The following is a 26,880-nucleotide window of genomic DNA, read 5'->3' on the forward strand; positions in this document are numbered from 1 at the left end:
ACGGCGCGAAAGATGACAGCATCCCGCAGGATACGGTTGAAACCATGCGTCAGGCTCTACGAGCCGCCAACGCGACGGCGGAAATCGTAGTTTATCCGCAGGCCGACCACTCCTTTAATGCCGACTACCGCGCCAGCTATCATGAAGAGTCAGCGAAAGACGGCTGGCAGCGAATGCTGGCGTGGTTCGCCCAGTACGGTGGGAAGCGCGGTTAACCACCGTCTGCGGACTGGTAGCCCGGACAGGCGCGTCAAGCGCCGCCTCCGGGAAATGTGCCGGGCCTGATACATCAATGAAGGGATTAAGCATAAATATGGCGGACGATCAGCGCCGCCAGCGTCCCGTCCTGCTGCCACTGTCTCACCAACGCCTCCATCCGCTCATAATAGTGCGGAACCACGCGCGGCACGCAGATGGCCTGCTGAATCTGGCTATAGTTGTCAGGCAGCACTCGAACGCTATCTTGCCCCATGGCGGCGGCTTCCAGCAGCTGGCGAATATTCGCCACCACATCCCCCTTACCGGCCAGAAAAGCGCTGAGCGCCTGCTGAGTGGTGGGATATTCGCAAAGGCGGGCGTGTTTTAATGTCCGAATGAGCGGCAATGAATAGGCGGAGCCTTTGCCAACGTTAATCGTCACGCCTTCCCGGTCCATCTCCAGGACGGAATGTACCTCGCTGCAGCTACGTACCAGCAGGGTGCAATCAATCGTGAGATAGGGCGAGGTAAAACGCAGTTCGTTCTCACGTGCGGGATCGACCGCTAAAAAAGCAATATCCCATTGATTATTAGAAGCATCGTCAACAATACGTTTTGCCGCGGGGTAAGGTAACAGCCGCTCCGGCTGTTGGCAGGACTCCGCAATTTTCCGCGCCAGCTCGACGGTCAGCCCTCGCAGCTCACCGTCGGTTGACTGTTCAGCGAGCAAAGCGTTGCCTAAATTAATCGCAAAACGTAAAGCTGATGATGGCATGGCTCGTTCCTTTTCGGCAATTCGATCGTCTTGATAGCAATGCGCAGAAAGCCGCTGAAGTGATTTTTCAAATCCACTTTTAATAACTTAATTATGGCACCCTGCCCTACATGTCAGATAACAGAGGTGGTTGTTTAATCTCTATTTATCCCGATAAGTGCTGTACTGGAATTCATATTCTTCACGATACCAAGTTTCACCCCACAGGATAAGTTTGTCATCGCCTGCCAGGCAAGTATGTTGACGCACCATCACCGGTCGGCTGCGTTTAATATCCAGAAATTTTGCCACTTCTTGCCCCGGCAGCGCGACGCGAACCTGGTGTGGGCGCCCCCTGATGATGCTGGCGTAAGGAAGAGGAACGGAAATGGAAAGTCTGAACGCCCTGATTCAGGGCATGGGCCTGATGCACCTCGGCATCGGCCAGGCCATCATGCTACTGGTGAGCCTGCTGCAGCTGCCGATTATGAAGGCGCTGACCAACGATAAAGAGCGGAAAATCAGCATGGTGCGGCTGCGCACGGTGAGTAAGCGGGAAAAAATCCTCTTCCCGGCGGTGCCGATGGCAGCCAGGGTGTCGAACAAGGTGGGCCTGGAGTCGGACGCACAGAACTTCCTGCTGATGCACGCGATGGGCCCGAACATGGCCGGGGTGATTGGCTCGGCGATTGCCTCCAGGCTGACGGCAGATCTGCCCGCCCTGGTTGAGACCGTGCGTAGCCTGGCGAAGCGATTCTCCGTGGCTACAGGATCAAGCGCAGCGAATACTCTGGCAGGGCGGCGTGCTGGGGGAAAAAGGGCGCGCTGTGTTAACATCCCTCGACGATGAAGCCGCCCCCCGATGCATCGTGTTCCGCGGGCTGAGTGAACTACTGACCACCACCGGTTTTTTAGTCCACTTCCCGGCGGGACCTCTGTTTTCTGAAGAATATCCAGAGAGTTATTAATGAAGTTAATCAGTTTTTGTGTAAGCAATATTCCCCGCTATGGTTTGTTGCGGGGGGATGGTGTTGTCGATCTAACCCGGCATTTTCTGCAATATCCGTCGCTGAAGTCTTTTCTGGCGGCCATAGACAACATTCCGGCAGAAATGCTGTCGCATATGGCGATCGACTATGCCCTGGATGAGATCGAATTTTTGCCGCTGATCCCCGACCCGCAAAAGATCCTCTGCGTCGGGATGAATTACCAGGCCAAGCGGCTAGAGTTTGATGAGCAGGATCCCGATCCAACGCTGTTTATCCGTTTCCCGGATTCCCAGTGTGGGCACCTGGGCGAGATCATTAAACCGGCTGCCAGCCACGAGTTTGATTACGAGGGCGAGCTGGCGCTGGTGATCGGTAAACGTGGGCGCAATATTCCCGCAGAACGGGCGCTAGAGCACATTGCCGGGTACAGCTGCTATATGGACGGCTCGGCCCGCGACTGGCAGCACGCCTGGTTTACCGCCGGCAAAAACTGGCCATCGACCGGCAGCTTCGGCCCCTGGCTGGTGACGAGGGATGAAATCGACGACCCTAACGCGCTGGCGATCAAAACTCGGCTCAACGGCATGGAAGTACAGAACGACAATACCGCCAGCATGATCCACAGCGTCCCGGAGCTGATTGCCTATATCAGCACCTTCTGCGTTCTGACGCCGGGTGATGTCATTCTGACTGGCTCACCGGGCGGCGTGGGGAAAAAACGTACCCCACCGCTGTTCCTGCAGGATGGCGATATCATTGAAGTGGAAATTGAAAAGATTGGCTGCCTGCGCAACCGCATCGTTGACGAGGTGCCGGAAGCATAACGCTGCCCTCCGGCAATAAATACCACTACAGAACCCCGGTCAGCATCGTGTATGACCGGGGAAACTGACGGCAGAATAGCGTCATTATTCCTCTGAGCCGACGGTGTAGTTTTTATAATAAAATATTTTATCTCTTTCATTAATACTTCTGATCACCTTACAAGGAACACCGACGGCAACGACATCCGCCGGGATATCTTTGGTGACCACGCTTCCCGCGCCAATAACAGAGTTATCCCCGATCGTTATACCGGGGTTGATAACCACATTACTACCAATCCATACGTTATTGCCGATGGTAACCGGAAAGGAGAACATTTCTCCGGCTTTTCTTAACTCATGATGAACGGGATGTCCTGTTACAGAGATCGTCACGTTTGGCGCAATTAAAACGTTATCGCCAATGGTGACCGTGTAATCGTCCACAATGGTAAAATTAAAATTTGCATAGAAGTTATCGCCAATATGGATATGGGTTCCATAAGAGAAATAAACTGGCGGTTCTACCCACACATGCTTTCCTACTTTTCCAAACATCTCACGAATCAGCTTATCTCTTTTTTCAACCTCTGATGGACGAGTGTGATTAAATTCGTACATGAGTTCCTTGCCACGTAATCTTTCTTCTGGCAGGCCCTCGCACATATCGGTAAACAGTTTTCCTGCTTTAATTCTGTCTCGCATAGAAATGCTCATCGGTGATATTCCTTTCTTATTTTTTGTATTCAACCTTGTTTACCCGGTTGCGCGAATGAGCGGGAAAAAGGTCCCGGCCCGCTAAGGGTAAATATGGAAATCAGCGTAAAGCCCAGCGCAATCATCCCTAACACCAGATAAGCCCCCTGGAAGCCAATGCTCTCATACATATTCCCGGCCAGAACTGACATAAAAATCATCGCTAACTGCTTGAAGAAACAGAAACAGACCAGATAAATCGTGGCCGAGAAACGGACTTCAAACTGGCTGGTAATGTACTTGAAGCAGCCGACGATCAGGAACGGTATTTCAAACATATGCAGCGTTTTTAGGATCACGACCTCCAGTGCGGAGGTGGCGAACGAGGAGCCGATAATCCTTACCGACATAATCGTGCCAGCCAGCAGCAAAGCGTTCTTTCCGCCAATACGATTCACAATCAGCGGCGCAAAGAACATGATGCTGGCATTAAGCAGCTCCCCCATAGTGGTGACGTAGCCGAATACGCGAGTGCCTTGTTCACCGGTAGCAAAAAAAGAGGTAAAGAAGTTAGCAAACTGCTGGTCAAATACATCGTAAGTACAGGAAACGCCGACCACGTATAACGAGAGGAACCAGAGTTTCGGTTGTTTAAATAACTCCAGCGCCAGCTTCAAGCTGAAAGCTGAGTTGTTGGCCCCCACAGCATCGGCGACCTTCGCAGAAGAAGGCGCATCTGTTTTTGAAAAGAACAGGAGCAATGCCAGAATAACGGCGCAACCGGAACCCAGCCAGAAAACAAACTGGTTATTGATGGTGAACATAATTCCGGCAATCGAGGCGCATAGCGCCCAGCCTACGCAACCAAACATGCGGGCGCGGCCAAATTCAAAGTTGCTCCTGCGGCTGGCTTTTTCAATATAGGCTTCAATCGCCGGTGCACCGGCATTGTAAATAAAGCCAAGGTAGATCCCACCAACAATCGACCCCAGTAAAATATTAACCTGTAATAAAGGACCAAAAACGTAAATAAAGAATGGGGCAAACATCACCAGCATCCCGGTAATGATCCACAGCAGGTGTTTACGCAGACCAAGCTTATCGGAGAGCAGACCGAAGGCTGGCTGGAACAGGAGTGAAAAGAGTGAAATACAGGCAAAAATGATCCCGGTATCCCCTTTGCTTATATGGTTTACATCGTGTAACCAGATAGGAAAGAAGGGGAAATAAGCACCCATGATAAAAAAGTAGAAGAAGAAGAAAAAGCCGAACATCCAAAAGTTGGTATTTTTTAAATAGTACATATGGACTTCCTTACCCTGAATGCGGGCAGGCGTGAACCTGCCCGAGTGTTTTTACTTTTGGCCCCAGACCAGCTGGTAGTGGTAGCGTCCGGCGCTAAGCTGAAATTCCGGCGAAACCGAAGGACTCCACGAGTCATCGCCGCCGACGCCCATATGGAAACCATCAATATTGAGCCAGGTCCCAGCTTCCGGCTGTAGCAGATGGCGGTGGCTGGTCTCCATCAACTGTTTCTGACCGTAGCGGCTGATGTTGAACAGGAAATCACCATGCCAGCAGTGCGGGCCGTACTTGAGTTCACGCGTTCCACAGCGCAGCCCATTTTCAGTCGGGAAAACATACGGGGTATACATCTCCTCCAGCGACAGATCCCAGCGGTCAAAGCAGGCAGCGGAAAGCCTGTCCGGGTAGTTTTCATGTGGCCCCAATCCCAGCCAGTTAACCCGCTCAGCCACCTGCGCGAGCTGGCAGCTCAGACCGATACGTGCCGGGTGAGGCGTGCCGCTGGCAACATCAACGTCGACAGTTATTCGCATCTCGCTATTGCCGTCGATACGGTACGTTTTACGGCTGACGAACAGCGTTTCACCCTGATACTGCCAGGCATGAGCGGTAGTTATCTGCACAGCACTGGCCAGTACGTCGGCATCACATTGCAGCAATACGGCTTCGGTCTGATAATGCCCGGCAGACTTCCAGCGCTCCACCCAGGCGTTAGGATCGATGCGGGTTGATTCGCTCACGCCAATATCGTTATCCAACGGCGCGCGCGTAAACTGGTCAATAAGCGGCGTCAACAGTTGTGCTTCTTCGCCAATCCAGTACTGCGTCAATACGCCCTGCTGGCGGCTAAACTCCCAACGCTTCTCGTTCACTGTGATGCTGAATGTGCTCTCGCTGGCAGTGAGCTTTGGCGTGTGGTTGGCGGGCTGCGGCAGCGGCGTACAGAGTTTCTCGTCGAGCTTCCATTGTTGCCAGGCGCAAATATGTCCGGCCTGCGACCATGCGGTTGCTTCAGGCTGTTCAACGCGAACGGTCAGCCACAGCTGGCCTGCTGTTTCCGGCTTCGGGAGGTCCGGCAGCGCGATGATCTGACGCCCCTGCGGCGGAATATCCAGCGTCGCCACGCCTGAAGCCAGTGGATTACCATCCAGCATCAGTGACCAGTGCAGAACCTCGTTATCGCTGTGGCGGAACAGGTATTCGCTGGTGACTTCAATCTTACGTTCGGCCCCCGGCAGCAGCGCAAACTGGAAAAATTGCTGTTCATGTTTGGCTTCATACAGTGCCGGGTGCGGCGTGCGATCGGCAAACACCAGACCATTCATGCAAAACTGGCGATCGTTAGGCGTGTCGCCAAAATCACCGCCGTAGGCAGACCACGACTTGCCATCAGCATCGTGTTTGATAAGCGACTGATCCACCCAGTCCCAGACGAAGCCCCCCTGCAGACGCGGATACTGGCGGAATGCCTGCCAGTATTTGGCGAAGCCGCCGAAACTGTTACCCATCGCGTGAGCATATTCGCAGAGGATCAGCGGGCGCTGCTCGCCAGGTAGCGACAGCCACTTTTTGATTGACCATTTCGGCACGACAGGAAAAGGCTGATCCTGATCGACGCGGGCGTACATCGGGCAAATAATATCGGTGGCGGCAGTGTTGGCTCCGCCGCCTTCATACTGCACCGGGCGGGACGGATCCTCTGATTTCAACCAACGATACAGCGCGTCATGATTTACACCGTGACCCGATTCATTACCCAGTGACCAAATGATAATGCTCGGATGGTTGCGATCACGCTGCACCATCCGCGTCACGCGCTGGCTCATGGCGGGCAGCCAGTCTGGATCGTTGGTCAGGCGATTCATCGGCACCATTCCGTGGGTTTCAATGTTGGCTTCGTCCACGACATACAGGCCGTAGCGATCGCATAATGTGTACCACATCGGGTGGTTCGGGTAATGAGAGCAGCGTACGGCGTTAAAGTTGTTCTGCTTCATCAGGAGAATGTCCTGCACCATCGTCGCCTCGTCCATCACCTGGCCATTCTCCGGGTGATGTTCATGACGGTTGGTGCCGCGAATCAGCAATGGCTTGCCGTTCAACAGCAGCAGGCCGTTTTCAATGTTGACCTGACGGAAGCCAACGTCACAGGCTTCAGCTTCCAGCAGCGTACCGTCGGCGGTGTGCAGTTGCACCACGGCACGATACAGATTCGGTGTCTCGGCGCTCCATAATGCTGGGTTTTCGACGTTCAGACGCAGGGTGATTCGGTCATGGTAAGCGCCGCGCTCATCAATGATGTCACTGCCTAATGGTGCGCTTTTTTCGCCGACTAACGTTTCGCCATCCCACAGCTGTACCGTCACGCGTAAATCATCGCGTAGCTCGCCTGTTACCCGCACTTCCGTTTCCATAATCGCGCGACTAAAGTCGTCGTTGAAACGGGTGTTTACCCGCAGGTCGCTGATTTGCGTACCAGGTTTGTGTAGCAGAGAGACATCGCGAAAAATCCCGCTCATCCGCCACATGTCCTGGTCTTCCAGATAGCTACCATCGCTCCAGCGCAGCACCATGACCGCCAGACGGTTTTCGCCATTGTGCAGATAATGGCTAAGATCAAATTCAGACGGCAGGCGGCTGTCCTGTCCGTAGCCCACCCAGCGCCCGTTGCACCACAGATGGAACGCCGAGTTCACGCCATCAAAAATGATTCGCGTCTGTCCTTCCTGAAGCCAGGCATCGTCAACGCAGAATGTGAGCGAGTAACAACCAGTAGGATTATCAGTCGGTACAAACGGCGGGTTAACCGGTATGGGATAAGTGACGTTGGTATAAATCGGTGCATCATAACCGTCCATCTGCCAGTTGGACGGTACGTTGATGGTATCCGACTGCGGCAGATCGCTTGTCAGCCAACTTTCCGGCACCGCTTCAGGCGAGGCAAACCAGGCAAATTGCCACTGTCCATTCAGACTGAATTTCTGCGCAGATTTACGATTATCGCGAGCGTCATCAGCATTTTTCCAGCTGTAAAAAGGAGGATGCGCCTCCAGCCGGTTGAGTTGCGTTACGCCTGGGTTTTCCCAGTCGCGTCGAGCCAGCACTGCGGCGAGTGAATTTGTGTTCAGGGGCATAGCTGTATCCTTTTAGAAATTGTTATCCGCTCACAATTTAAATCAAAATAGAGGCATAACGTTATTTCTGTAAAGGATAAGATGAACAATGAGTGAACTCACTCACACAATTTTACCCGTTCATATTTTGGGCGATAGCTGGGAAATCTGACGGGCCAGCTGAATCAGTGATTCGGCCAGGATCTCAGGGGAGGTCGCCAGGACATTGGGAGGCTGAACGGTCTTACGTTGAATCAATGACACGGGCAGTAGCTGGTTATTAGTCGCGGGTTCTCCGCCAGAGAGTTGCAGCAGTTTGTCTACACTCGTTTTGCCAAGCAGCGAAAAGTCCTGTCTGATGGTGGTCAGCGGCGGAATATAGCAGGCACTATCCTCAGTATCGTCATAGCCAATAATGGAAACGTCGCTCGCCACGCGTAGACCAAATTCGCTTATCGCCCGCATTGCGCCCAGCGCCATCTGATCGTTAGCCACCAGAATGGCGGTAGGAATCGTCCCGTCATTAAGCATTTGCAGGGTTTGCTGAAAACCTGACATCGCACTCCAGTCGCCTTCTGTTTCAGCAACCGGCTGTAACTGGTAGTGCGCCAGATATTTATGCCAGCCTGCGAGTCTCAGTCGCGCGGAAACCGAAGAATGCGGTCCGGCCAGTAGCGCAATGCGCTGATGTCCATGCTCTACCAGATGTTCAACACCCAGACGCGCGCCGTCATCGTGAGAAAAAATAATGCTGTTAATGGGGGACTGGTCGGAAACGTCGAGAAAGAGTACCGGCACGTTGCCGCAGCTTGTCGCCACCGCAATAGCGTCGTTTTCATCGAGCGGATAGTTAACGATCAAACCGGTTACCCGTTGCGTCAGCAGATTATGTACCGCCGCTTTGCAGGCCTCAACGCCGTTGCGCTCCACCATGGCGATCACAACGCTGGCGCCTGACCTGTCGGCGCGAGATTTAATGGCCGCAACAATCTGTGATGGCGCATGCAGCGCGAGATTAGCAGTAGCGACGCCAATAAGCGGCGTCTGTTTTCCCGCCAGTTGCTGCGCAACGCGATTGGGAATGTAATTCAGCTCCGCCATCGCGGCTTCAACTTTTTCACGAGTTTTGGCGGAAACATGGTTAGCCTGATTCACCACACGGGAAACGGTCTGGTAGGAGACCCCCGCGTGATCTGCGACATCGTATAGCGTTACCGGTTTCACATTCATCACCCTGATTTTACTGTTGTCTGCACGCTATGATGCCATACTCCACCAGGCTTTCACTATGCCGCAGGCGAGTGAATTGCACGGTACAGAGGGGGTTCTGTAGACCTTCTGGCAACCTCAATGCTGTGCGCCACAACATTTTTTATATTTACGCCCGCTGCCGCACGGGCAGGGATCGTTGCGGGTAGCAGTCTTCGGCTGCTGCTGCGCCTCTTGCGCCAGCCACTGCATCATCGCCGGGAGCGGATAGCCATTTTCCAGAAGCTGCCGCCAGACGTTCATATAAGGCGTCACGTGCTTGAAAAAGTGCTTATAGCCCGTACACAGGTAGTTGTGGCCGGGGCGACCGCTTGGGGAAACGGCGAAGCGATGTTTCGGACACCCGCCGTGACAAACAAAACGAAACTCGCAGTTGCGGCAATCCGCCGTCAGCGTCTCTTTTTTGGCCTGACCAAAGGCGATGGCCTGTTCGCTATTGTTTAACTCACGAATGCTCTGCTGGTGAATATTGCCCAGCTTATGCTCCGGATAGACAAAGTGATCGCAGTTATACAGATCGCCGTTTGATTCCAGCGCGAAAGCATGGCCGCAGGTTTCGGAATGCACACACAGCACCGGCGGCTGGCCAGTCCACGCCGCCAGGGCAACGTCAAACATCTGCACATAGACGCTATCGACGTCGCGGCGCACCCAGATATCGAAAATTTGGTTGAGAAACTCGCCAAACTGCCAGGAAGGTACCGTCCAGGGCGCGAGTCTTGCCGCGCTCTCTCCCGGCAATACCAGCTGTAGTGGCGACGACGCATCGCTGCTCATCCGTTCGACCAGCGGAATAAACTGCATATAGCGCGAACCCGCCGCCAGCAGGAAATCATACACTTCGCGGGCGTGTTCAACGTTATGCTTGCCGACAACGGTCAGAGTATTGAACTCGACGTTATGCGCCTTCAGCAGCGCCATCGCCGCAACGACCTTATCGTGGGTCCCTTTTCCGGCGCGGTTGACGCGGTACTGGTTATGCAGATGCGCCGGGCCGTCTATCGACAAGCCCACCAGAAAACGCTGCTCGGCAAAAAATCGCGCCCACTCGTCGTCCACCAGCACGCCGTTGGTTTGCAGGGCATGATCGATCTTTTTGCCGTTGGCGTATTTATCACAAAGCTCAACGACGCGGCGAAAGAACGCCAGCCCCATCATCGTCGGTTCGCCGCCCTGCCAGGCAAAGGTTACCGCATCACCAGACTGCGCTTCGATATGCTGGCGAATATAGTTTTCCAGCGTCTCGTCGGACATGCGCCAGTTTTTATTACGCTCGGGGTAAAGCGCTTCTTTTTCCAGATAAAAGCAGTAGGTGCAATCGATGTTACACACCGATCCGCTCGGTTTTGCCATCACGTGGCAGCCATTGATCATGCTGATTTTCCCTGATTTGATGGCCCGATACACTCTGCCATTAGTTATTCTCGACAATGTACTGATAGCAGCTGGCGATATGGCGAGCGATGGTGTATTCCACCAGCTCGCCGCGATCGTTAAAGCCCTGACGGGTCTTCACCAGCAGCGGTTCGCCTGCAGCAACCTGCAAAATATCGCAGTCCTGCTCCGTGGGCAGTTCGGCAGTAATGGTATCTTTATAGCCGTCGATATTCTCACCGCGCTGTTCCAGGGCGCTGTACAGACCCTCTTTAAACGCCTCTAGCGTCAGCTCGCCCAGACGCGGCGTTAGCCAGATATAGTTTACCTGCGCGGGTAGTTCATTTTGCCGATAAATCGTGCGGGTGAGACATTGAATTTTCTGCTCCGCCGGGAGAGCGAACGCCTGCGCCACTTCCGGTGGCGGCAAGCGCTGCTCGAGTGTCAGATTATGTCGCGAAATAGAGTGCTGCTGCTGACCGTCGACCAGCCGAATGCGGGTCTTTACTCCCTGTTTCTCGGAAGTGCTGATGACCATTGTGCCGATACCGGCCTGGCGTTTTACCAGCCCTTTGGCAGCCAGTTCGGCCAGCGCGCGCCGCGCCGTAATGCGGCTGACGCCAAAAAGCTCTTCAAACTCGGCTTCGGTAGGCAGGACATCATTCTTCTTGTAGGCCCCAGTTCTTAGCTTTTCCAGCAAGATGTCGTATAGCTGAGCGTATAAAGGCTTCGCACCGCGAGAATAGTCCAGTTCTTCTTTCATTAACTTGGCACTCCTGTTCCCCGGCCGCTGCCGGGGATACCCCTTAGAGCCTGTCCCAGTAGGCGTAGTTGTTGAAGCTAGTTTGGTGCTGGACAGCGCGCAGAAACCGGAGCGTACACGCAGTACGTGAGGATTTCGAGCACTGCCCAACGCCAAAATGGCAAATAAAATAGCCTAATGGGATAGGCACTTAATCAAGTCGCATTTCTAGCGCCATCTTATAGTACACGCTCTGATGCTGCTCCTGCGGAACCTCATTCTGCACGAAAGCCCACAAATTTTCCCGATCCCATGTCGGCTGGCAGGACGACTGAAGCTTCTCTGCGAGCGCATGCTGACCACTACCTTCCAGATGCTGCAACAGCGCAAACAGGCCGTAGCGCACCTGCGGCGCAAAGGCGGCCAATTCAGGTAACAAATGCGGGTCCAGCCCCAACAGCGGGCTTTGCGCATCATCCAGGCCATAGCGCGCGTACAGCTCAGCGGGCGCATCGTTTTCCTGCATCATGCGAATCATCTGCTCCACTAGCCGCCGCGCCACCTGTTCATCACGGCACTGGGTTTGCTGCGTCGGGTCGGACTCTAAGTCATACAACCGATGACCAAAGCGATCGGCACCGCGGGTCATCAACGACTCGGCGGGGATTTTCATCACCGGGCAGCCTTTAGTAAAGCGAAATGGCGGATGCAGCGTCGTTTCGCGTAGCTCCTGCGGCGTAAAGCGGCGGTTGATACGGGTCGGCATCAGCGTGTATTCGTACAGACCATCGATACCTTGCTCAACGGGCGAGCGCATGTAGATATAGCGGCCATCGGTAATATTAATATGGCAGCCGTGATAGCCAAACAGGGCATAGTCGCGTACCGGCGTATCGTCGCACAGCGCGGGAAGCAGCGACACGCCCTGCATATCCGCCGGTTTATCCAGACCGAAGCAGCCCAGCAGCGTCGCCGGAATATCAATTGTTTGCGCCAGCGCCTGGCGGGATTCGCCCGCACCGCCGTACTGCGGGTGCCAGATAAATAAAGGAATATTCGCCACTTCGTTATACAGCGGCATGATATTTTTTCCCCACCACTCGTGCTCACCGAGCAGAAAACCGTGATCGGTATTGACGATCAGCATCGTATCACGCCACAGGTCGTAGCGATCCATATGGTCCAGCACCTTGCCAACATACGCATCGACCATGGTCAGCAGCGCCATATAATACTTCTGGATCATGCTTTTACGTTCGGCGCTTTCGGTAACAAAGTAGTACGGCGGCCAGCCGTCAAACTGCGCAGGATCGTCAATGCCGTACATCTTCAGGTACTTTTCCGGCACGAAGAACGGCTCATGCGGATCGAAGCACTCCAGTTGTAAAAACCAGTTATCGCTGGCGTGGTTGGTATCAATAAACTCCAGCCCTTTGCCGATCGTCCGCGCCAGATGATGATCTTCTTCGTTGTGCATAAACTGCACGTTGATCTGATGCTGTATCCGGCTGGCGATCTTCCGCTGCTTGATCTCTTCCGGTTCGCCGGATTCGTAGCGATATTCTGGTTTATCAACGACGCCTTTCCAGGCGTCGCCCTCCTGACCACGCACAAATTCGTAGGTGCTGTAGCGCGAATGATAGGTCGCCCCGCCGTCGCGCCAGTAGTGTTTATGATCCGTCACCAGATGAGTGTGAATGCCGTTCTTCTTCAGCAACTCTGGAACCGAATCATCGAACGGTTCGATCGGCGACCAGCCGCGGTGTAAAAAATTATAGCGTCCGGTATGCAGTTCCCGGCGGGCGGGCATACAGGGCATGCTGCCGACGTAACCGTTATCGAAACGGACCGTGCGTTCCTTCAGACGCTGAAAATTCGGCGTAATCGCCCGATCGCTGCCGTAGGCCGACAGCAGGCGCTTATTCAGCGAATCAAACATCAACATAATCGCTTTCATGCTTTACTCCTTAATCCTTTATTCACGCCGTTTCTTTATCGTAACCGCGCATTTTGCCAACGATATAGGTCAGCACGAAGGCTGCGGCGCAGCCGGTTAACCAGGAAATGATGTACTGCAAATATTTACCGTCAGCGATGAGCGGCAGCGCGGATAGCCCGGCTGCGCCAACGCCGTTGGTCGAGACGCCCAGCAGCACCACCATCATTCCGCCGAAACCCGCGCCGATGGAGCCGGTAATAAAGGCGAATCCGGCCGGAATATTGACGCCGAAAATGGTGGGTTCGCCTACTGCCAGAATGGAGGTTGGGATTGCGCCTCTGGCGATTTTCTTCATCACCGGGTCGCGGGTCAGCAGCAGTACCGCCGTCGCCGCGCCGACCATTCCGGCATTGGACATGATCTGGATGGCGAACAGCGGCGCGTGGCCGGTGGCGTTAATCATCTCCAGATGGATTGGAAACAGGCCGTGGTGCAGACCGAGCGAAATCAGGAACGGGAACAGCGCCGAGAGCACAAAGCCCGCTGCGATGCCGCCGGTAGAAAGCAGGCCGTTCAGCCCGTGCAGAATACCGTTAGAAACCACGCCCGCCACGGGCATAATCACCAACAGCAGCGCCGCCGCCATCACCACCAGCACGATAGTCGGCGTCACCACCACATCCACGATATCCGGCACAAAGCGCCGAACTTGTTTTTCCAGCAGACACATTAGCCAGGCGCAGAGAATGACGCCAATCAGCCCACCCTGCCCCGGGATCAGCCCCAGCGCGGTAATCTGCGGCACAATGGTGATCGCCCCCAGCAGGCCGCCCATCACCGCGTTACCGTCAAACTCCTTCGCCGCCGTGACCCCGGTATAGATGGCGAGGAAACCGAACAGCGCCTTTGAGACAATATCAAGGAACTGGCTAACGCCCAGCATATGCCGCTGATCGAGTACCACCTGAGTTGGTGACAGATCCCCCAGCGCCGCCACGTGATGCGCCAGCGCCCAGGAAGCAGCGGAGTTCACCAACACGTTGTTGATACCCATCAGGATACCGGCCGCAATCAGCGACGGTAGAATCGGCACAAAGATATTGGCGATATGTTTGAGGATAACTTTGGTACGAGTCTGCTTTTTCGCCTTTTCCCGCGCCTGCTTCGCTTTTTGCTCGACAGCGCTTAAGGGAGTATCACCTGCGGGCTGGCCCTTGAGCAGATCGTTAATCACATTCGCGACCTTCGATGATTTCCCCGGCCCGACGATCACCTGCAGAGTATCGTCTTCCACCACGCCGAGCACACCTTCAATACTTTTAAGTGCGGCGATATCCACCTGTGATTGCTCACCGATGGTCATTCGGACGCGGGTCATACAGTTGGTGACGTGCAGCAAATTAGATAAGCCGCCACAGTGCTTCACAATCGCATTGCCCACCTGGTTGTAGTCCATACAGAGGTTCCTTTATTATTTTGGTGGCAATTGTTATAACAATATAATGTTATCATGTTTGTGAGGGCGATCATAAAGGCGAATTAACGAGCGTTTTTGGCGGGAGCAGAAACAAAAAAAGGAGGCCAAAGCCTCCCACAAGTCTGTTTTATCTTTATATCTTGTATCGCATTTCGTCGGGTAGCGGCTAACGCCTTACCCGACCTACGGGTTCACCATCTTCTGCGAGCCGGGTAATTCTGCATTATCCCTGACGCAGGTTCTGCGCGGCTTTAACCATGTTAGCCAGCGCGGCACGGGTTTCCGGCCAGCCGCGGGTTTTCAGGCCGCAGTCTGGGTTCACCCACAGGCGCTCTGCCGGGATACGCTGCTCCGCTTTCTTCAGCAGGGCTTCAATCCACTCCACGCTCGGGACGTTCGGCGAGTGAATATCGTAAACGCCCGGCCCGATTTCGTTCGGATAGTCGAACTCTTCGAACGACTCCAGCAGCTCCATGTCGGAACGCGAGGTTTCGATAGTGATCACATCAGCATCCAGCGCGGCAATGGAATCCATAATGTCGTTAAACTCGCAATAACACATATGGGTGTGGATCTGCGTGTCGTCTTTCGCCACGGCGGCGTTGATGCGGAAAGCCTCGACGCCCCACGCCAGATACGCATCCCAGTCGCTACGCTTCAGCGGCAGACCTTCGCGCAGCGCCGGTTCATCAATCTGGATAATGCCGATGCCCGCCGCTTCCAGATCCGCCACTTCATCACGCAGCGCGAGGGCAATCTGTTTCGCAATGGTTTCACGGCTGACGTCTTCACGCGGGAAGGACCAGCAGAGAATGGTCACCGGGCCGGTCAGCATGCCTTTTACCGGCTTATCGGTCAGGGACTGGGCATACTTCGCCCACTCAACGGTGATCGCTTCCGGGCGGCTGACGTCGCCGATCACTACCGGCGGTTTGACGCAGCGGGAGCCGTAGCTCTGCACCCAGCCGTTCTGGGTAAAGATAAAACCGTCCAGGTGTTCACCGAAATATTCCACCATATCGTTACGCTCGGCTTCACCGTGCACCAGCACGTCCAGCCCCAGCCGCTCCTGCTCCACAATCGCCTGCTTGATGTGCTCTGCTATGCCGGTACGATAGTTATTCGCATCAAGATTGCCCTTTTTGAAGTCCAAACGCAGGCTGCGAATTTCCGTGGTTTGCGGGAAAGAGCCGATAGTGGTGGTCGGCCAGGCTGGAAGCTTAAAGCGCGCCCGCTGCGCTTCGGCACGCACCTCATAGGCGCTCGTGCGCTGGCTGTCCTGCACGGTAATCGCCGCCAAGCGTTTTTCAACCGCCGCATTATGCACGCGGGTTGAATGACGACGGGCCTGAATTGGCGCGCTCCATTCGGTAATTGCGGCAGTATCACCGCTGTTCAGGGCATCACGCAGCAGCGCCAGCTCGGCACATTTTTGCAAGGCGAAGGCAAACCAGCTCTTCACTTCCGCATCCAGACGAGTTTCCACGCTCAGGTCGATCGGACTGTGCAGCAGGGAGCAGGAAGAGGCTACCCACAACTCGCGTTTACCGACGATGTCTTTAATCTGCGCGTATTTCTCGGTGAGATCGGCGCGCCAGACGTTGCGACCATTGATCAGCCCCGCAGAGAGCAGCCAGTCGGCAGGCAGACGTTGATGCAGCTCTGCCACGTCATCTTTACCGTGAACAAAATCAACGTGCAGACCCTGTACCGGCAGCGCGGTAATGGTATCAAGGTTCGCCGTAACGCCTTCAAAATAGGTGGTCAGCAGCAGCTTAACCTGGCCGCTAAGCTCCTCATAAGCCGGCTTAAAGGCGTCCAGCCACGTCTGCGGCAGCTCAAGCACCAGCGCCGGCTCATCAATCTGTACCCACTCAATGCCGCGTTTCGCCAGCTCCGCCAGCACCTGCTGGTAGACCGGCAGAATAGCGTTCAGCAGGCTCAGGCGGTCGAACGGCTCACCTTTCACCTTACCGAGCCACAGGTAAGTGACCGGCCCCAGCAGAACGGGTTTCACCTTGTGGCCCAGTGCCAACGCTTCGTCCACTTCATCCAGCAGCTGGGTCCAGGTCAGCTTGAACTGCTGGCCTTGGGTGAACTCCGGCACCATGTAGTGGTAGTTGGTGTTAAACCATTTGGTCATCTCCGCGGCGGCAGCCGGTTCACCGGTCGGCGCGCGACCTCGGCCAATGCGGAACAGGGTATCAATATCGACGGAACCGTCTTTGTTCTGATGACGAGCCGGCACGTTGCCGAGCAGCAGGCTGGTGGTCAGAACATGGTCGTACCAGGCGAAATCGCCCACCGGCAGCAGATCAACGCCTGCCTGCTTCTGCTGATCCCAATGGCGAGCACGCAGCTCACGCCCAACCGCCAGCAGTTCTTCACGGGAGCTATTGCCTGCCCAGTAGCTCTCTTGCGCTTTTTTCAGCTCGCGACGCAGGCCAACGCGAGGGAAACCGAGGGTGTGGTTAATAATTGTCATGATATGCCCTTATGGAATTTTTAGTATTTAGCCGTCTGGATGTTTACACATCCATAATGTGAATGTACTGTATATTCCTCAAGCGCAAATTATTCATGCCGAAGTGAAGGACTTTCATGATCGAAATAAAACACCTGAAAACGCTCCAGGCGTTGCGGAATAGCGGTTCTCTGGCAGGCGCGGCAGCGGCCCTGCACCAGACGCAATCCGCCTTGTCCCACCAGTTCAGCGATCTGGAACAGCGCCTTGGCTTCCGTCTATTTGTGCGTAAAAGCCAGCCGCTGCGTTTTACCCCGCAGGGAGAGATTCTGCTGCAGCTGGCCAATCAGGTGCTGCCGCAAATCAGCCGCGCCTTGCAGGACTGTAACGAGCCGCAGCAAACCCGGCTGCGTATCGCCATCGAATGCCATAGCTGTATTCAATGGCTCACCCCGGCGCTGGAAAATTTCCGCGCCCGCTGGCCGCATGTCGAAGTGGATTTCCAGTCCGGCGTCACCTTTGACCCGCAGCCGGGGTTGCAGCAGGGTGAGCTGGATCTGGTGATGACCTCTGATATTCTGCCGCGCAGCGGTCTGCACTATTCACCGATGTTTGATTTTGAAGTGCGTCTGGTGATGGCGCCGGATCATCCGCTGGCGGCAAAAACGCGGATTGCGCCTGAGGATTTAGCCACCGAGCTGCTGCTGATTTACCCGGTGCAGCGCGCGCGCCTGGATATCTGGCGTCACTTTTTACAGCCAGCAGGGATCAGCCCGCAGCTGAAGAGCGTCGACAATACGCTGCTGTTAATTCAGATGGTAGCCGCACGGATGGGTATCGCTGCCCTACCGCACTGGGTAGTAGAAAACTTTGAACGCCAGGGCCTGGTGGTGACCAAGACCCTGGGCGAGGGGCTGTGGAGCCGACTGTACGCCGCAGTGCGCGATGGCGAGCAGCGTCAGCCGGCTACCGAGGCGTTTATTCGCTCAGCGCGGAACCACGCTTGCGACCACTTACCGTTTGTGCGGAGTGCGGAGCGACCCAACGCCGATGGACCCACAGCGAGGCCAGGATCACCAGAGCTCCAACAATAAAGCTCGGCCAGCGGGGTTGCTCCTGCCAGATGGCAAGGTTCACCAGCAGCCCGGCAGGCACGTGCATATTGTTCATGATGCCGAGCGTACCAGCATCCACCTGGGTGGCTCCGTAGTTCCACATAAAATAACCGATTCCCGACGCCGCCACGCCAAGAAAGACCAGAATGCCCCACTGTAGCGACGTTTCCGGCATTTTCTGCGCGTTACCCATCAGAGTCCAGGCAACTACCGCCACCAGAAACGCCCCGATATAGAACCAGGCGAAAGCGTTATGCTGCGGCATCGGGCGCGTTTCCATCAGGCGCTTATAGCCCACCATGCCGATAGCAAAGCTGATGTTGGAGAGCTGTACCAGGATCAGACCGGTCCAGAAATGGTTGGTCACCTGGTCATAACGGATAATTCCCGCGCCGATCACCGCCAGCAATGCGCTGCAGGCGTAGCCCCAGCGCAGGCGACGTCGGCTCATCAGATCGTAGATTAGAGTAATATAGAGCGGCGTCAGAACGGTAAACAGCAGGAGCTCAGAGACCGTCAAATAGAGGTAGGCGTGGAAGCTCAACATATACATGATGCCAAGCTGCATCGCCCCCACCAGCATATACAAGCCAATAGTAGTCAGGCTTTGCCCACGCGTACGCAGGAAAGGTGAAAACACCAGCGCCGCCAGGCCAACACGCGCCAGCACCGCGAAATAGCTATCGACATGACCCGCCAGATATTCGCCGTACAGGCTAAAGGAAAAGGCCCACAGAATGGTGGTGATAATCAGTAGCGCCACAATGAATGTCTCGTAGATTAAAGAACACCCATTGTAGCGAAGAGGTTAGTTGACAACTGCTCAATTATAGAGCAACCGTCAATCTTTTTTAGTCGAGATACAGTTTACGCAGATAGTGCGGTACGGCGTCATCGGCGTTGCTGCCGATCACTTCCAGCTCCGGATGCAGGTCTTTCAGGCGCTGGTGCGCGTTGGCCATAATGCAGCCCTTGCCCGCCATCGATAGCATTTCCGCATCGTTCATGCCGTCGCCGAAGGCGATACACTCTTTCAGGCTATAGCCGAGCATTTTCGCCACCGCCTCCAGCGCATGCCCCTTCGACACGCCGCCCGCCATCACCTCCAGGCAGGTCACGGTAGAGAAACTCACGTTTACGCGGTCGCCCCAGCGCGCGTTGATCGCCTGCTCCAGCGGCAATAGCTGCTCATGCTTATCACAGGTGAAAAAGACCTTGCTGATCCCCTCAGGGTCCAGTTCGCCCGGCTCATACAGTTTGTAGTTGAACACCGCCTCTTTGAAGAAACGCATCTCTTCAGGACGATGGCGGTTCATAAACCACTCATCCTCACGATAAACGTTGGTCACAATCGCCGGATCGTTACGCATCATCTCGAACAGATCGGTGGCGATATCGCGGTCGAGGTTATGGGCGAAGATCTGCTTCCCTTCGCTATCGTGCACCCGCGCGCCATTAGAGGTGATCATGTAGGATTTAATGCCAAGATTATCGCGAATTTGCCCAACATCGATGTAATGACGGCCGGTCGCAAATACGAAGTTGATGCCGCGTGCGGTAAGCAGCTTCAGCGTCTCTTTGGCGTAAGGGGTTAAGCAGTGATCGGGGGAAAGCAGCGTGCCATCTAAGTCAGACGCAACAACCTGGTACATAAAAATTTTAACCTCTAAGCAGGGCGACGAGCGTTTCGCCGGATTAATTGTGTCGACCAAAAAAATCGACGATAGCATTCAGCGCGACCGAGCGCATGGCGTCCTTTTCAAAAAGGATCTCATGGTATGCCCCTTCTATGACAAACGGCTTATTCCCCTCACAAGGGTGACCGCCAGAAGCGCGAAGTTCACAGTAGCGATCGTGCATACGGTTATCGACCACCCGCTCTTCTTCCGCCTGGAGCAATAACGTTGGCGTGACGTCTTTTTCCGCGCCAGCCAGCACCTCTTCACCCGCAAGGATACCCTCGCGTACCCAGTGAAACGTTGGGCCGCCGACCCGCAGCTGTGGTTCATCAGCGTAAAAACGCAAATTGCGACGATAACGCTGACGGCTGTGCGTCAGTACGTTGACCGCAAAAGGCAACGCCCGCCAGCGGCCAGTTCCAAGGGCGTACTCTTCACGAATGCGCTGATGGCCCTCAGCCCAATCGAGAATATGACGCACCATCCAGTCAGGCAGGCGCATGACAATGCCGAACATCGGCGCACAGAGCACTATTGCGTCGCAATGCTGACGGTGGCGCTGCAAAAAAAGCGTCGCGATTGCACCGCCCATTGAGTGGGCCAGTATAAACCGTTTTCGCCAGTGCCCGGGCACCACTTCCTGCTGCCAGAAAGCGGCAAGATCGTCGACGTAATCGCTGAAATTAACAACGTGACCACGGTGGGTATCGGAAAGCATTCGCCCGGAGCGCCCCTGACCGCGATGATCGATAATCATCACATCAAAGCCGCTATGGAAAAGATCGTAAGCCAGTTCGGCGTACTTCACGTAGCTTTCAATGCGACCCGGACAGATAACAATCACCCGGTCGTTACTTTTGGCGCAGAAGCGAACAAAGCGTACCGGAACATTATCCACGCCCGTAAATTCCGCTTCTTCTCGCTGACGCCAGAAATCGGTCAACGGCCCCATGGTAAAGGCCGCGAACGCGTTTTCTCGTGTTTCCCAGTCCTTTTGCTGCAAAAACATCGGGCTTACACCCCTGATAACCGCTGAAAATCGTTTTTTTGCCGTGCATCACACAATGCTTACACAATAGCGTATTGTGGCATAAAAACAGACAATCAGGGAGTTTCTCATGACGTTCGAGTGGTGGTTTGCCTATTTGCTGACATCAATTATTCTCAGCCTGTCACCAGGTTCCGGGGCGATAAATACGATGACCACCTCAATCAACCACGGCTATCGCGGTGTCGCAGCATCAATCGCCGGATTACAGGCCGGGCTGGGCATTCATATCGTGCTGGTCGGCGTCGGTCTGGGCACCCTGTTTTCCCGCTCTTTGCTGGCATTTGAAATCCTCAAATGGGCTGGCGCCGCCTATCTTATCTGGCTCGGGATTCAGCAATGGCGGGCCGCGGGTTCAATCGATCTCAATACCCTGGCGAAAGTGCAAACTCGCGGAAAGCTCTTTAAACGCGCGGTGTTTGTTAACCTGACCAACCCGAAAAGCATCGTGTTTCTTGCCGCCCTTTTCCCGCAGTTTATCGTGCCCAATCAGCCTCAGGTAATGCAGTACCTCGTGCTCGGCGTCACCACCATCGTGGTCGATATTATTGTGATGATTGGCTATGCCACGCTGGCGCGGCGCATCGCCGGGTGGATTAAGGGACCGAAACAGATGAAGGCGCTGAACAAGGTATTTGGCTCACTGTTTATGCTGGTCGGTGCGCTGCTGGCTTCCGCCCGTCACGCCTGATGAATGGAATCACGCTCGCAATTTGAGGTTCACCTTGTGGATGCAGCAACACCGCCGCTCGAGGGCGTACGCAAAGAGATAAGATAATTCTTTTGCGTACTGTCGACTCCGCAGCGCCAATGCCAGAATGCCGCCAGATGCTCTTATTCATGGACGAAAACAATGGCGGAAGCGGCAACTCCACATGATGCGGTATTCAGAACCTTTCTCTCCCGCGTAGAAACCGCGCGGGACTTTATTGAGATCCACCTGCCGCCCTCGTTAATTCAGGTTTGCAAACTGGATACGCTACGCCTGGAATCAGGGAGCTTTATTGAAGACGACCTGCGGCCTTATTACAGCGATATACTCTATTCACTGGAGACCACCAGCGGTCAGGGCTACGTGCATGTTCTGATCGAACACCAAAGCTCGCCCGATAAACTGATGGCGTTTCGCTTGATGCGTTACGCCATCGCCGCCATGCAGAGGCATCTCGAGAATGGGCACAAGACACTGCCGCTGGTGATCCCGATACTCTTTTATCAGGGGCAGCGAAGCCCCTACCCCTGGCCCCTGAATTGGCTGGAAAGCTTTGCCGATCCGGATACTGCGCGTCAGCTTTACGCCAATGCCTTTCCGTTGGTGGATATCACCGTTATCCCCGACGACGAAATCATGCAGCACCGCAGCATGGCGGCCCTGACGCTGGTGCAAAAGCATATTCGCCAGCGCGAGATAGCTGAGCTTCTGGACAGGCTCACCAGCCTGTTGATGCTCGAACAGATGAGCAGACAACAAGTTACCGTACTGATAAAATATATGACCCAGGCGGGAGAAGAGCAGGACGTTCGGCCGCTATTATATGAGCTGGCACAGCGGGTGCCGCAGCATGGAGAAGTACTGATGACTCTGGCAGAAAAGTGGCTCGAGGAAGGTATGCAGAAGGGCATAAAGGAAGGCATGAAGGAAGGCATAAAAAACGGCAAACGCGCCGCCTTTATGGAGGTCGCAAAAGCAATGCTCAACCGGGGGATTGATGCTACTGCGGTTATGGAAATGACCGGCCTCACACCTGACGATTTGCAGCAACTCCGTCACTAAAATCTAACCCACCCGAAAACCCAGGGTGGGCTGCAGGATACTTAGCGCGAAATAATCAAATGAATACCAAAACCGGCGAATAGCGTACCGGCAACGCCGTCGATCCACTTCGCCATCCGCTGATAACCGCGGCGCATACCCGGAAGAGCAAACAGGCTGGCGACCACCGTAAACCAGGCCAGCGTCTCCAGCACGATCAGCAGGAAAATGCCCCAGCGCGCGCTGGCGGTAACGTCATCGCCAACAAACAGCGAGAACACAGAACCGAAGTAAATAATCGCTTTCGGGTTCGCCAGGTTGGTGAGTAGCCCCTTCAGGAAACTGCGACCGCTACGCGCCAGCTCAACCTGTGGCTCCGCCGCCGCTACGTCACTTTTCTTCAGCGCGCCGCGCAGCATTTGAAAGCCCATCCAGCACAAATACAGCCCGCCGCCGACCATGATAATGGTGTGCAGCCAGGCCATTTTCTCGATAATCAGGTTCAGGCCGAGCAGCGCCACGCCCGCCCACACCATCACGCCGCAGGTGATCCCCAGGACGCCCATCATCGCCTCTTTGCGGGAGCGGCTAACGGCGGTCTGTGAGACAAAGAAAAAGTCCGGGCCAGGACTCATCAGCGCAATGATATGCACCAGCGCCACGGTGAAGAAGAGCGTCAACATGATTAACTCGCAGGAAAATAGTAAGGACGAAAACTATATTTGCACTTTTTCGGCTGGCTGACTACTCATCATCACCATCCACGTGCGCGCGGATCAGAGCCATAAACTCTTTACCAAAGCGCTCGAGCTTACGCGTGCCGACGCCATTGACGCTCAGCATCTCTCCAGCGCTTAGCGGCGTTTGTTCGGCCATTTCGATCAGTGTCGCATCGTTAAATACCACGTAGGGTGGGATGTTTTCTTCGTCGGCGATCGCCTTACGCAATTTGCGCAGCTTAGCGAACAGCTTGCGATCGTAATTGCCACCAAAAGATTTCTGCATCGCCTTCGGCTTCAGCGCCACAATACGCGGCACGGCAAGCTGTAACGTCACGTCGCCGCGCAGAACCGGGCGGGCGGCTTCGGTAAGCTGTAGCGCGGAGTGCTGGGCAATATTCTGCGCCACCAGCCCTAAATGAATAAGCTGACGGATAACGCTGACCCAGTGCTCGTGGCTCTGTTCGCGCCCAATACCGTAGACCGGCAACTTATCGTGCCCCATATCGCGAATACGCTGGTTATTAGCGCCGCGCAGCACTTCCACCACGTAGCCCATACCAAAACGCTGATTGACGCGGTAAATCGTCGACAGCGCCTTCCGCGCGTCCATTAAGCCATCGTACTGTTTCGGCGGGTCAAGGCAGATGTCACAGTTACCGCACGGCTCCTGACGCCCTTCGCCAAAGTAGTTGAGCAGCACCAGGCGGCGGCAGGTTTGCGCTTCGGCAAACGCCCCCATTGCGTTGAGCTTATGACGTTCAATGTCCTGCAACGGCCCGGCGGGTTTCTCTTCAAGACAGCGTCTGAGCCACGCCATATCCGCCGGATCGTAAAACAGCATCGCTTCCGCAGGCAGGCCATCGCGCCCGGCGCGCCCGGTTTCCTGATAGTAGGATTCTATATTACGCGGGATGTCGAAATGCACCACAAAACGGACGTTCGGTTTGTTGATACCCATGCCAAAGGCTACCGTCGCCACCACGATTTGCAGGTCGTCGCGCTGAAATTTCTCCTGCACATCGGCGCGAATATCGTTTTCCAGGCCAGCGTGATAAGCCGCCGCGCTGATACCACGGCTTTGCAGGCGCGCGGCGGTATCTTCCACTTTCGACCGGCTATTGCAGTAGATAATACCCGACTTACCGCGCTGCTCCTGCACATAACGCATCAGCTGATCCAGCGGCTTAAATTTCTCCATCAACATATAGCGGATGTTGGGGCGGTCAAAGCTGCTGACCTGAATAAGCGGGTCGTCGAGCCCCAGCAGACGGACAATATCGCGACGGGTGGTATCATCGGCGGTGGCGGTAAGCGCCATAAACGGAATCTGCGGTATCCGCTGGCGCAGCTGCCCTAGCGCGGCGTATTCCGGGCGGAAATCGTGGCCCCACTGGGAAATGCAGTGCGCTTCATCCACCGCCACCATCGCCAGATTCCAGTGCGTGAGATGCTCAAGGAAGTTATCCAGCATCAGGCGTTCCGGGGCAATATACAGCAGGCGGATTTGCCCGCTGCGACAGCCGGCCATCACGTCCTGCTGCTGCTCACGGCTCTGCGTTGAGTTCAGGCACGCCGCCGCCACGCCGTTAGCCAGTAGCTGATCGACCTGGTCCTTCATCAGTGAGATAAGCGGCGATACCACGACGGTCAGGCCGCCCAGCACCAGCGCAGGAACCTGATAACACAGCGACTTTCCGCCGCCGGTCGGCATCACCACCAGACAATCGCGCCCTGCCAGCGCCGTATCGATAATGGTTTCCTGGCCCGGGCGAAATTGCTGGTAGCCGAAGGTTTCTTGTAAAACCTGCTTAGCCAGCGATTCCTGATTTAATACTTCCGCCTGTGCCACGTTGACCCCATATGCCTGAAAAGAAAACAGGCGCTATTTTCAGCGCCTGAGAGCCAGAGTGCAACGATTAAAACAGATCGTTGAGCATCAGCCCGACGCCGACGCGGGTCTGGTTAAAGTTATAATCGATGAGCGACTCGCCATAACCGCTATAGACCTGAGTATAGACGCGCACGTGTTTGGTTATCGGATAGCTCACCCCAAGCTCCGCGCCGCCGTAGCCGGTATTCCAGTTATATTGCCCCTGAGCGCTGAGAATCGCCTCGCCCAGTTGATAACCCACTTTCAGGCGATAGTAGCCCATATATTTGGTGATATCCGGGTTATCGTTGGTGCTGCCAATCACGTACCAGGGCTTCACTTCCACCAGCCAGTTGCCATTTTGCGCCATCAGCCGGGTATAAAGACGGTTCCAGCTGCGGGACGTGGGATCGGAACGACCGTTAGAGTCGTGGTTATAGCCCATCTCAACGTCACGCAGCGTCCAGCCAGCAAACGAATAGTCGGTCGCAAAACCGAGAAACAGCTGCGGCTCATAGTTGGTTTCGCGAAACGGCGCGGACTCTTTACTGTTGGAGAGCTGCCACCAGGATTTTTGCGTATAAGAAGCGCCCAGCAGCGAATTATCGCCAAGGATCCCCCGCCACAGAGGAAACGCCAGGCTAAGCTGGAATTTCACCTCATCCTTACGTGCATTCTCGGCCCAGTCGTAGCTGCGAATTGCTTCTTTATTGAGATCGCTGGTCCACGTATAGAGCAGATAGTTGCTCTCATAAGGATACAGCAGGAACGGATTATCATGGTCCTGTAACAGGTTGGCAATAATGCTCCCGCGAACGGCCGGAGTGTCGTGAACCTGTTTATTTACAGGCGCGTCCTGCGCCAGAACGCCAGCCGGAAGCGCAGCAAGCGCCAGCAGGCAGGCCAAAGAGATACGCATTACTGTTCTCCTGGATGGATAATTATTATTTCTGTTTAACCCAGCCAGCATTCTACCTATTTATGCGTCTTCTGACCTGTTATCCGTTCTTAAAGTAGAAATCAATATTTTAGAAGCATAAAATCAACATTTCATTAACCAATGGAATGTTGCCATGTCTGAGCTTACCGCCGCCGCCGCCCTTAAGCTGGTGGGAGAAATCTTTGTTTATCATATGCCTTATAACCGTGCCTTAGGGCTGGAGCTGGAGCGCTACGAAAAAGAGTTTGCTCAGATCAGCTTTAAAAACCAGCCGATGATGGTTGGCAACTGGGCGCAGAGCATTTTACATGGTGGAGTGATTGCCTCTGCGCTGGACGTCGCCGCAGGTCTGGTATGCGTCGGCAGCACGCTGACCCGCCACGACACCATCAATGAAGAAGAGCTGCGCCAGCGCCTGTCTCGAATGGGGACCATCGATCTGCGCGTCGACTACCTGCGTCCGGGTCGCGGGGAACGCTTCACCGCCACCAGCAGCCTGCTTCGCGCCGGTAACAAGGTCGCAGTGGCCCGCGTCGAGCTGCATAACGAGGAGCAGGTTTATATCGCCAGCGCCACGGCAACGTATATGGTGGGTTGATTGCCATAAATCGAGTAACATCACTCTCTTTG

Annotated in this window: 23 protein-coding genes and 2 pseudogenes; 8 read left to right on the forward strand and 17 right to left on the reverse strand. The window is 54.9% G+C overall.

Translation table 11 applies throughout. From position 1 onward, the window contains the following. A partial coding sequence (locus QVF11_RS26790; RefSeq protein ID WP_287860772.1) for a dienelactone hydrolase family protein occupies positions 1-215 on the forward strand: 215 nt, incomplete at its 5' end. Between the two features lie 86 nt (positions 216-301). Here QVF11_RS26790 and QVF11_RS26795 read toward each other — a convergent pair. Then, positions 302-973 carry a transporter substrate-binding domain-containing protein gene (locus QVF11_RS26795; protein ID WP_287860774.1) on the reverse strand — a complete coding sequence of 224 codons (672 nt, stop codon included), beginning with the start codon at positions 971-973 and terminating at the stop codon, positions 302-304. Positions 974-1,114: 141 nt separating this feature from the next. Beyond that, positions 1,115-1,363: a UTRA domain-containing protein gene (locus QVF11_RS26800; RefSeq protein ID WP_353738539.1), complete on the reverse strand. Its 249-nt coding sequence runs from the start codon at positions 1,361-1,363 to the stop codon at positions 1,115-1,117. 43 nt (positions 1,364-1,406) lie between these two features. Here QVF11_RS26800 and QVF11_RS26805 point away from each other — a divergent pair. The 3 genes and pseudogenes from QVF11_RS26805 to QVF11_RS26815 all read left to right on the forward strand — a co-directional run. Further along, positions 1,407-1,649, forward strand: a pseudogene (locus QVF11_RS26805) (sodium ion-translocating decarboxylase subunit beta); the annotation flags it as partial. A gap of 40 nt (positions 1,650-1,689) precedes the next feature. Next, positions 1,690-1,920: pseudogene (locus QVF11_RS26810) on the forward strand (hypothetical protein); the annotation flags it as partial. Then, positions 1,920-2,765 (forward strand): fumarylacetoacetate hydrolase family protein, encoded by an 846-nt coding sequence (locus QVF11_RS26815; RefSeq protein WP_287860776.1) that lies wholly within the window; start codon positions 1,920-1,922, stop codon positions 2,763-2,765. The pseudogene QVF11_RS26810 and the gene QVF11_RS26815, both read left to right, overlap by 1 nt. An 84-nt stretch (positions 2,766-2,849) precedes the next feature. On the opposite strand, the gene lacA is transcribed toward QVF11_RS26815, so the two are convergent. The 9 genes from lacA to metE form a co-directional block, all read right to left on the reverse strand. Further along, positions 2,850-3,461, reverse strand: coding sequence for a galactoside O-acetyltransferase (lacA, locus tag QVF11_RS26820; protein WP_287860778.1), 612 nt, complete (start codon positions 3,459-3,461; stop codon positions 2,850-2,852). A 29-nt stretch (positions 3,462-3,490) separates the two neighbouring features. After that, positions 3,491-4,744 (reverse strand): MFS transporter, encoded by a 1,254-nt coding sequence (locus tag QVF11_RS26825; RefSeq protein WP_287860780.1) that lies wholly within the window; start codon positions 4,742-4,744, stop codon positions 3,491-3,493. A 51-nt stretch (positions 4,745-4,795) separates the two neighbouring features. Further along, positions 4,796-7,879: a beta-galactosidase gene (locus QVF11_RS26830; RefSeq protein WP_287860782.1), complete on the reverse strand. Its 3,084-nt coding sequence runs from the start codon at positions 7,877-7,879 to the stop codon at positions 4,796-4,798. 120 nt (positions 7,880-7,999) lie between these two features. Then, a complete protein-coding gene (locus QVF11_RS26835; RefSeq protein WP_287860784.1) occupies positions 8,000-9,082 on the reverse strand; it encodes a LacI family DNA-binding transcriptional regulator in 1,083 nt (360 codons plus the stop codon). 123 nt (positions 9,083-9,205) lie between these two features. Then, a complete protein-coding gene (locus QVF11_RS26840; protein ID WP_112216161.1) occupies positions 9,206-10,501 on the reverse strand; it encodes an anaerobic sulfatase maturase in 1,296 nt (431 codons plus the stop codon). Positions 10,502-10,541: 40 nt separating this feature from the next. Beyond that, entirely contained in the window at positions 10,542-11,264 is a 723-nt protein-coding gene (locus tag QVF11_RS26845) for a GntR family transcriptional regulator (RefSeq protein ID WP_142512661.1), read from the reverse strand. A gap of 190 nt (positions 11,265-11,454) precedes the next feature. Beyond that, positions 11,455-13,200 (reverse strand): sulfatase, encoded by a 1,746-nt coding sequence (locus tag QVF11_RS26850; RefSeq protein WP_287860788.1) that lies wholly within the window; start codon positions 13,198-13,200, stop codon positions 11,455-11,457. A gap of 22 nt (positions 13,201-13,222) precedes the next feature. Beyond that, positions 13,223-14,638: a PTS transporter subunit EIIC gene (locus QVF11_RS26855; RefSeq protein ID WP_112216158.1), complete on the reverse strand. Its 1,416-nt coding sequence runs from the start codon at positions 14,636-14,638 to the stop codon at positions 13,223-13,225. A 244-nt stretch (positions 14,639-14,882) separates the two neighbouring features. After that, the gene (gene metE, locus QVF11_RS26860) at positions 14,883-17,144 is read right to left on the reverse strand and encodes a 5-methyltetrahydropteroyltriglutamate--homocysteine S-methyltransferase (protein WP_287860790.1); all 2,262 of its coding nucleotides are present in this window, start codon (positions 17,142-17,144) and stop codon (positions 14,883-14,885) included. A 116-nt stretch (positions 17,145-17,260) separates the two neighbouring features. Between metE and metR the strand changes: the two genes are divergently transcribed. After that, positions 17,261-18,217: an HTH-type transcriptional regulator MetR gene (metR, locus tag QVF11_RS26865; RefSeq protein ID WP_130624415.1), complete on the forward strand. Its 957-nt coding sequence runs from the start codon at positions 17,261-17,263 to the stop codon at positions 18,215-18,217. Here the strand turns inward: metR and QVF11_RS26870 are convergent. The 3 genes from QVF11_RS26870 to pldB all read right to left on the reverse strand — a co-directional run bounded on the left by QVF11_RS26870 (position 18,102) and on the right by pldB (position 20,926). Further along, on the reverse strand, positions 18,102-19,001 hold the full coding sequence (locus tag QVF11_RS26870) for a carboxylate/amino acid/amine transporter (protein WP_110276852.1): 900 nt from the start codon (positions 18,999-19,001) through the stop codon (positions 18,102-18,104). The genes metR and QVF11_RS26870 overlap by 116 nt on opposite strands. An 88-nt stretch (positions 19,002-19,089) precedes the next feature. Further along, positions 19,090-19,890, reverse strand: coding sequence for a sugar/pyridoxal phosphate phosphatase YigL (gene yigL, locus QVF11_RS26875; RefSeq protein ID WP_287860793.1), 801 nt, complete (start codon positions 19,888-19,890; stop codon positions 19,090-19,092). Between the two features lie 43 nt (positions 19,891-19,933). Next, positions 19,934-20,926, reverse strand: a complete 993-nt coding sequence (gene pldB, locus QVF11_RS26880) for a lysophospholipase L2 (RefSeq protein WP_112216154.1) — start codon at positions 20,924-20,926, stop codon at positions 19,934-19,936. 109 nt (positions 20,927-21,035) lie between these two features. On the opposite strand from pldB, the gene rhtB reads away from it, so the two are divergent. Together rhtB and QVF11_RS26890 are read left to right on the forward strand one after the other, a co-directional pair. Beyond that, positions 21,036-21,656 (forward strand): homoserine/homoserine lactone efflux protein, encoded by a 621-nt coding sequence (gene rhtB, locus QVF11_RS26885; protein ID WP_287860796.1) that lies wholly within the window; start codon positions 21,036-21,038, stop codon positions 21,654-21,656. Between the two features lie 162 nt (positions 21,657-21,818). Continuing rightward, on the forward strand, positions 21,819-22,739 hold the full coding sequence (locus QVF11_RS26890; protein WP_287860798.1) for an Rpn family recombination-promoting nuclease/putative transposase: 921 nt from the start codon (positions 21,819-21,821) through the stop codon (positions 22,737-22,739). A 41-nt stretch (positions 22,740-22,780) separates the two neighbouring features. Here the strand turns inward: QVF11_RS26890 and rhtC are convergent, their stop codons facing one another. The 3 genes from rhtC to pldA form a co-directional block, all read right to left on the reverse strand. After that, positions 22,781-23,401 carry a threonine export protein RhtC gene (gene rhtC / locus QVF11_RS26895; RefSeq protein ID WP_112216152.1) on the reverse strand — a complete coding sequence of 207 codons (621 nt, stop codon included), beginning with the start codon at positions 23,399-23,401 and terminating at the stop codon, positions 22,781-22,783. 61 nt (positions 23,402-23,462) lie between these two features. Next, the gene (gene recQ, locus QVF11_RS26900; protein WP_287860800.1) at positions 23,463-25,289 is read right to left on the reverse strand and encodes an ATP-dependent DNA helicase RecQ; all 1,827 of its coding nucleotides are present in this window, start codon (positions 25,287-25,289) and stop codon (positions 23,463-23,465) included. 67 nt (positions 25,290-25,356) lie between these two features. Further along, positions 25,357-26,229 (reverse strand): phospholipase A, encoded by an 873-nt coding sequence (gene pldA, locus QVF11_RS26905; RefSeq protein ID WP_287860802.1) that lies wholly within the window; start codon positions 26,227-26,229, stop codon positions 25,357-25,359. A gap of 154 nt (positions 26,230-26,383) precedes the next feature. On the opposite strand from pldA, the gene yigI reads away from it, so the two are divergent. Then, positions 26,384-26,848, forward strand: coding sequence for an acyl-CoA thioesterase YigI (gene yigI, locus QVF11_RS26910; RefSeq protein ID WP_110276860.1), 465 nt, complete (start codon positions 26,384-26,386; stop codon positions 26,846-26,848). Positions 26,849-26,880 lie beyond the last annotated feature (32 nt).

It is taken from the genome of Klebsiella sp. (assembly GCF_027492335.1).
Taxonomy (GTDB): Bacteria; Pseudomonadota; Gammaproteobacteria; order Enterobacterales; family Enterobacteriaceae; genus Klebsiella; species Klebsiella huaxiensis.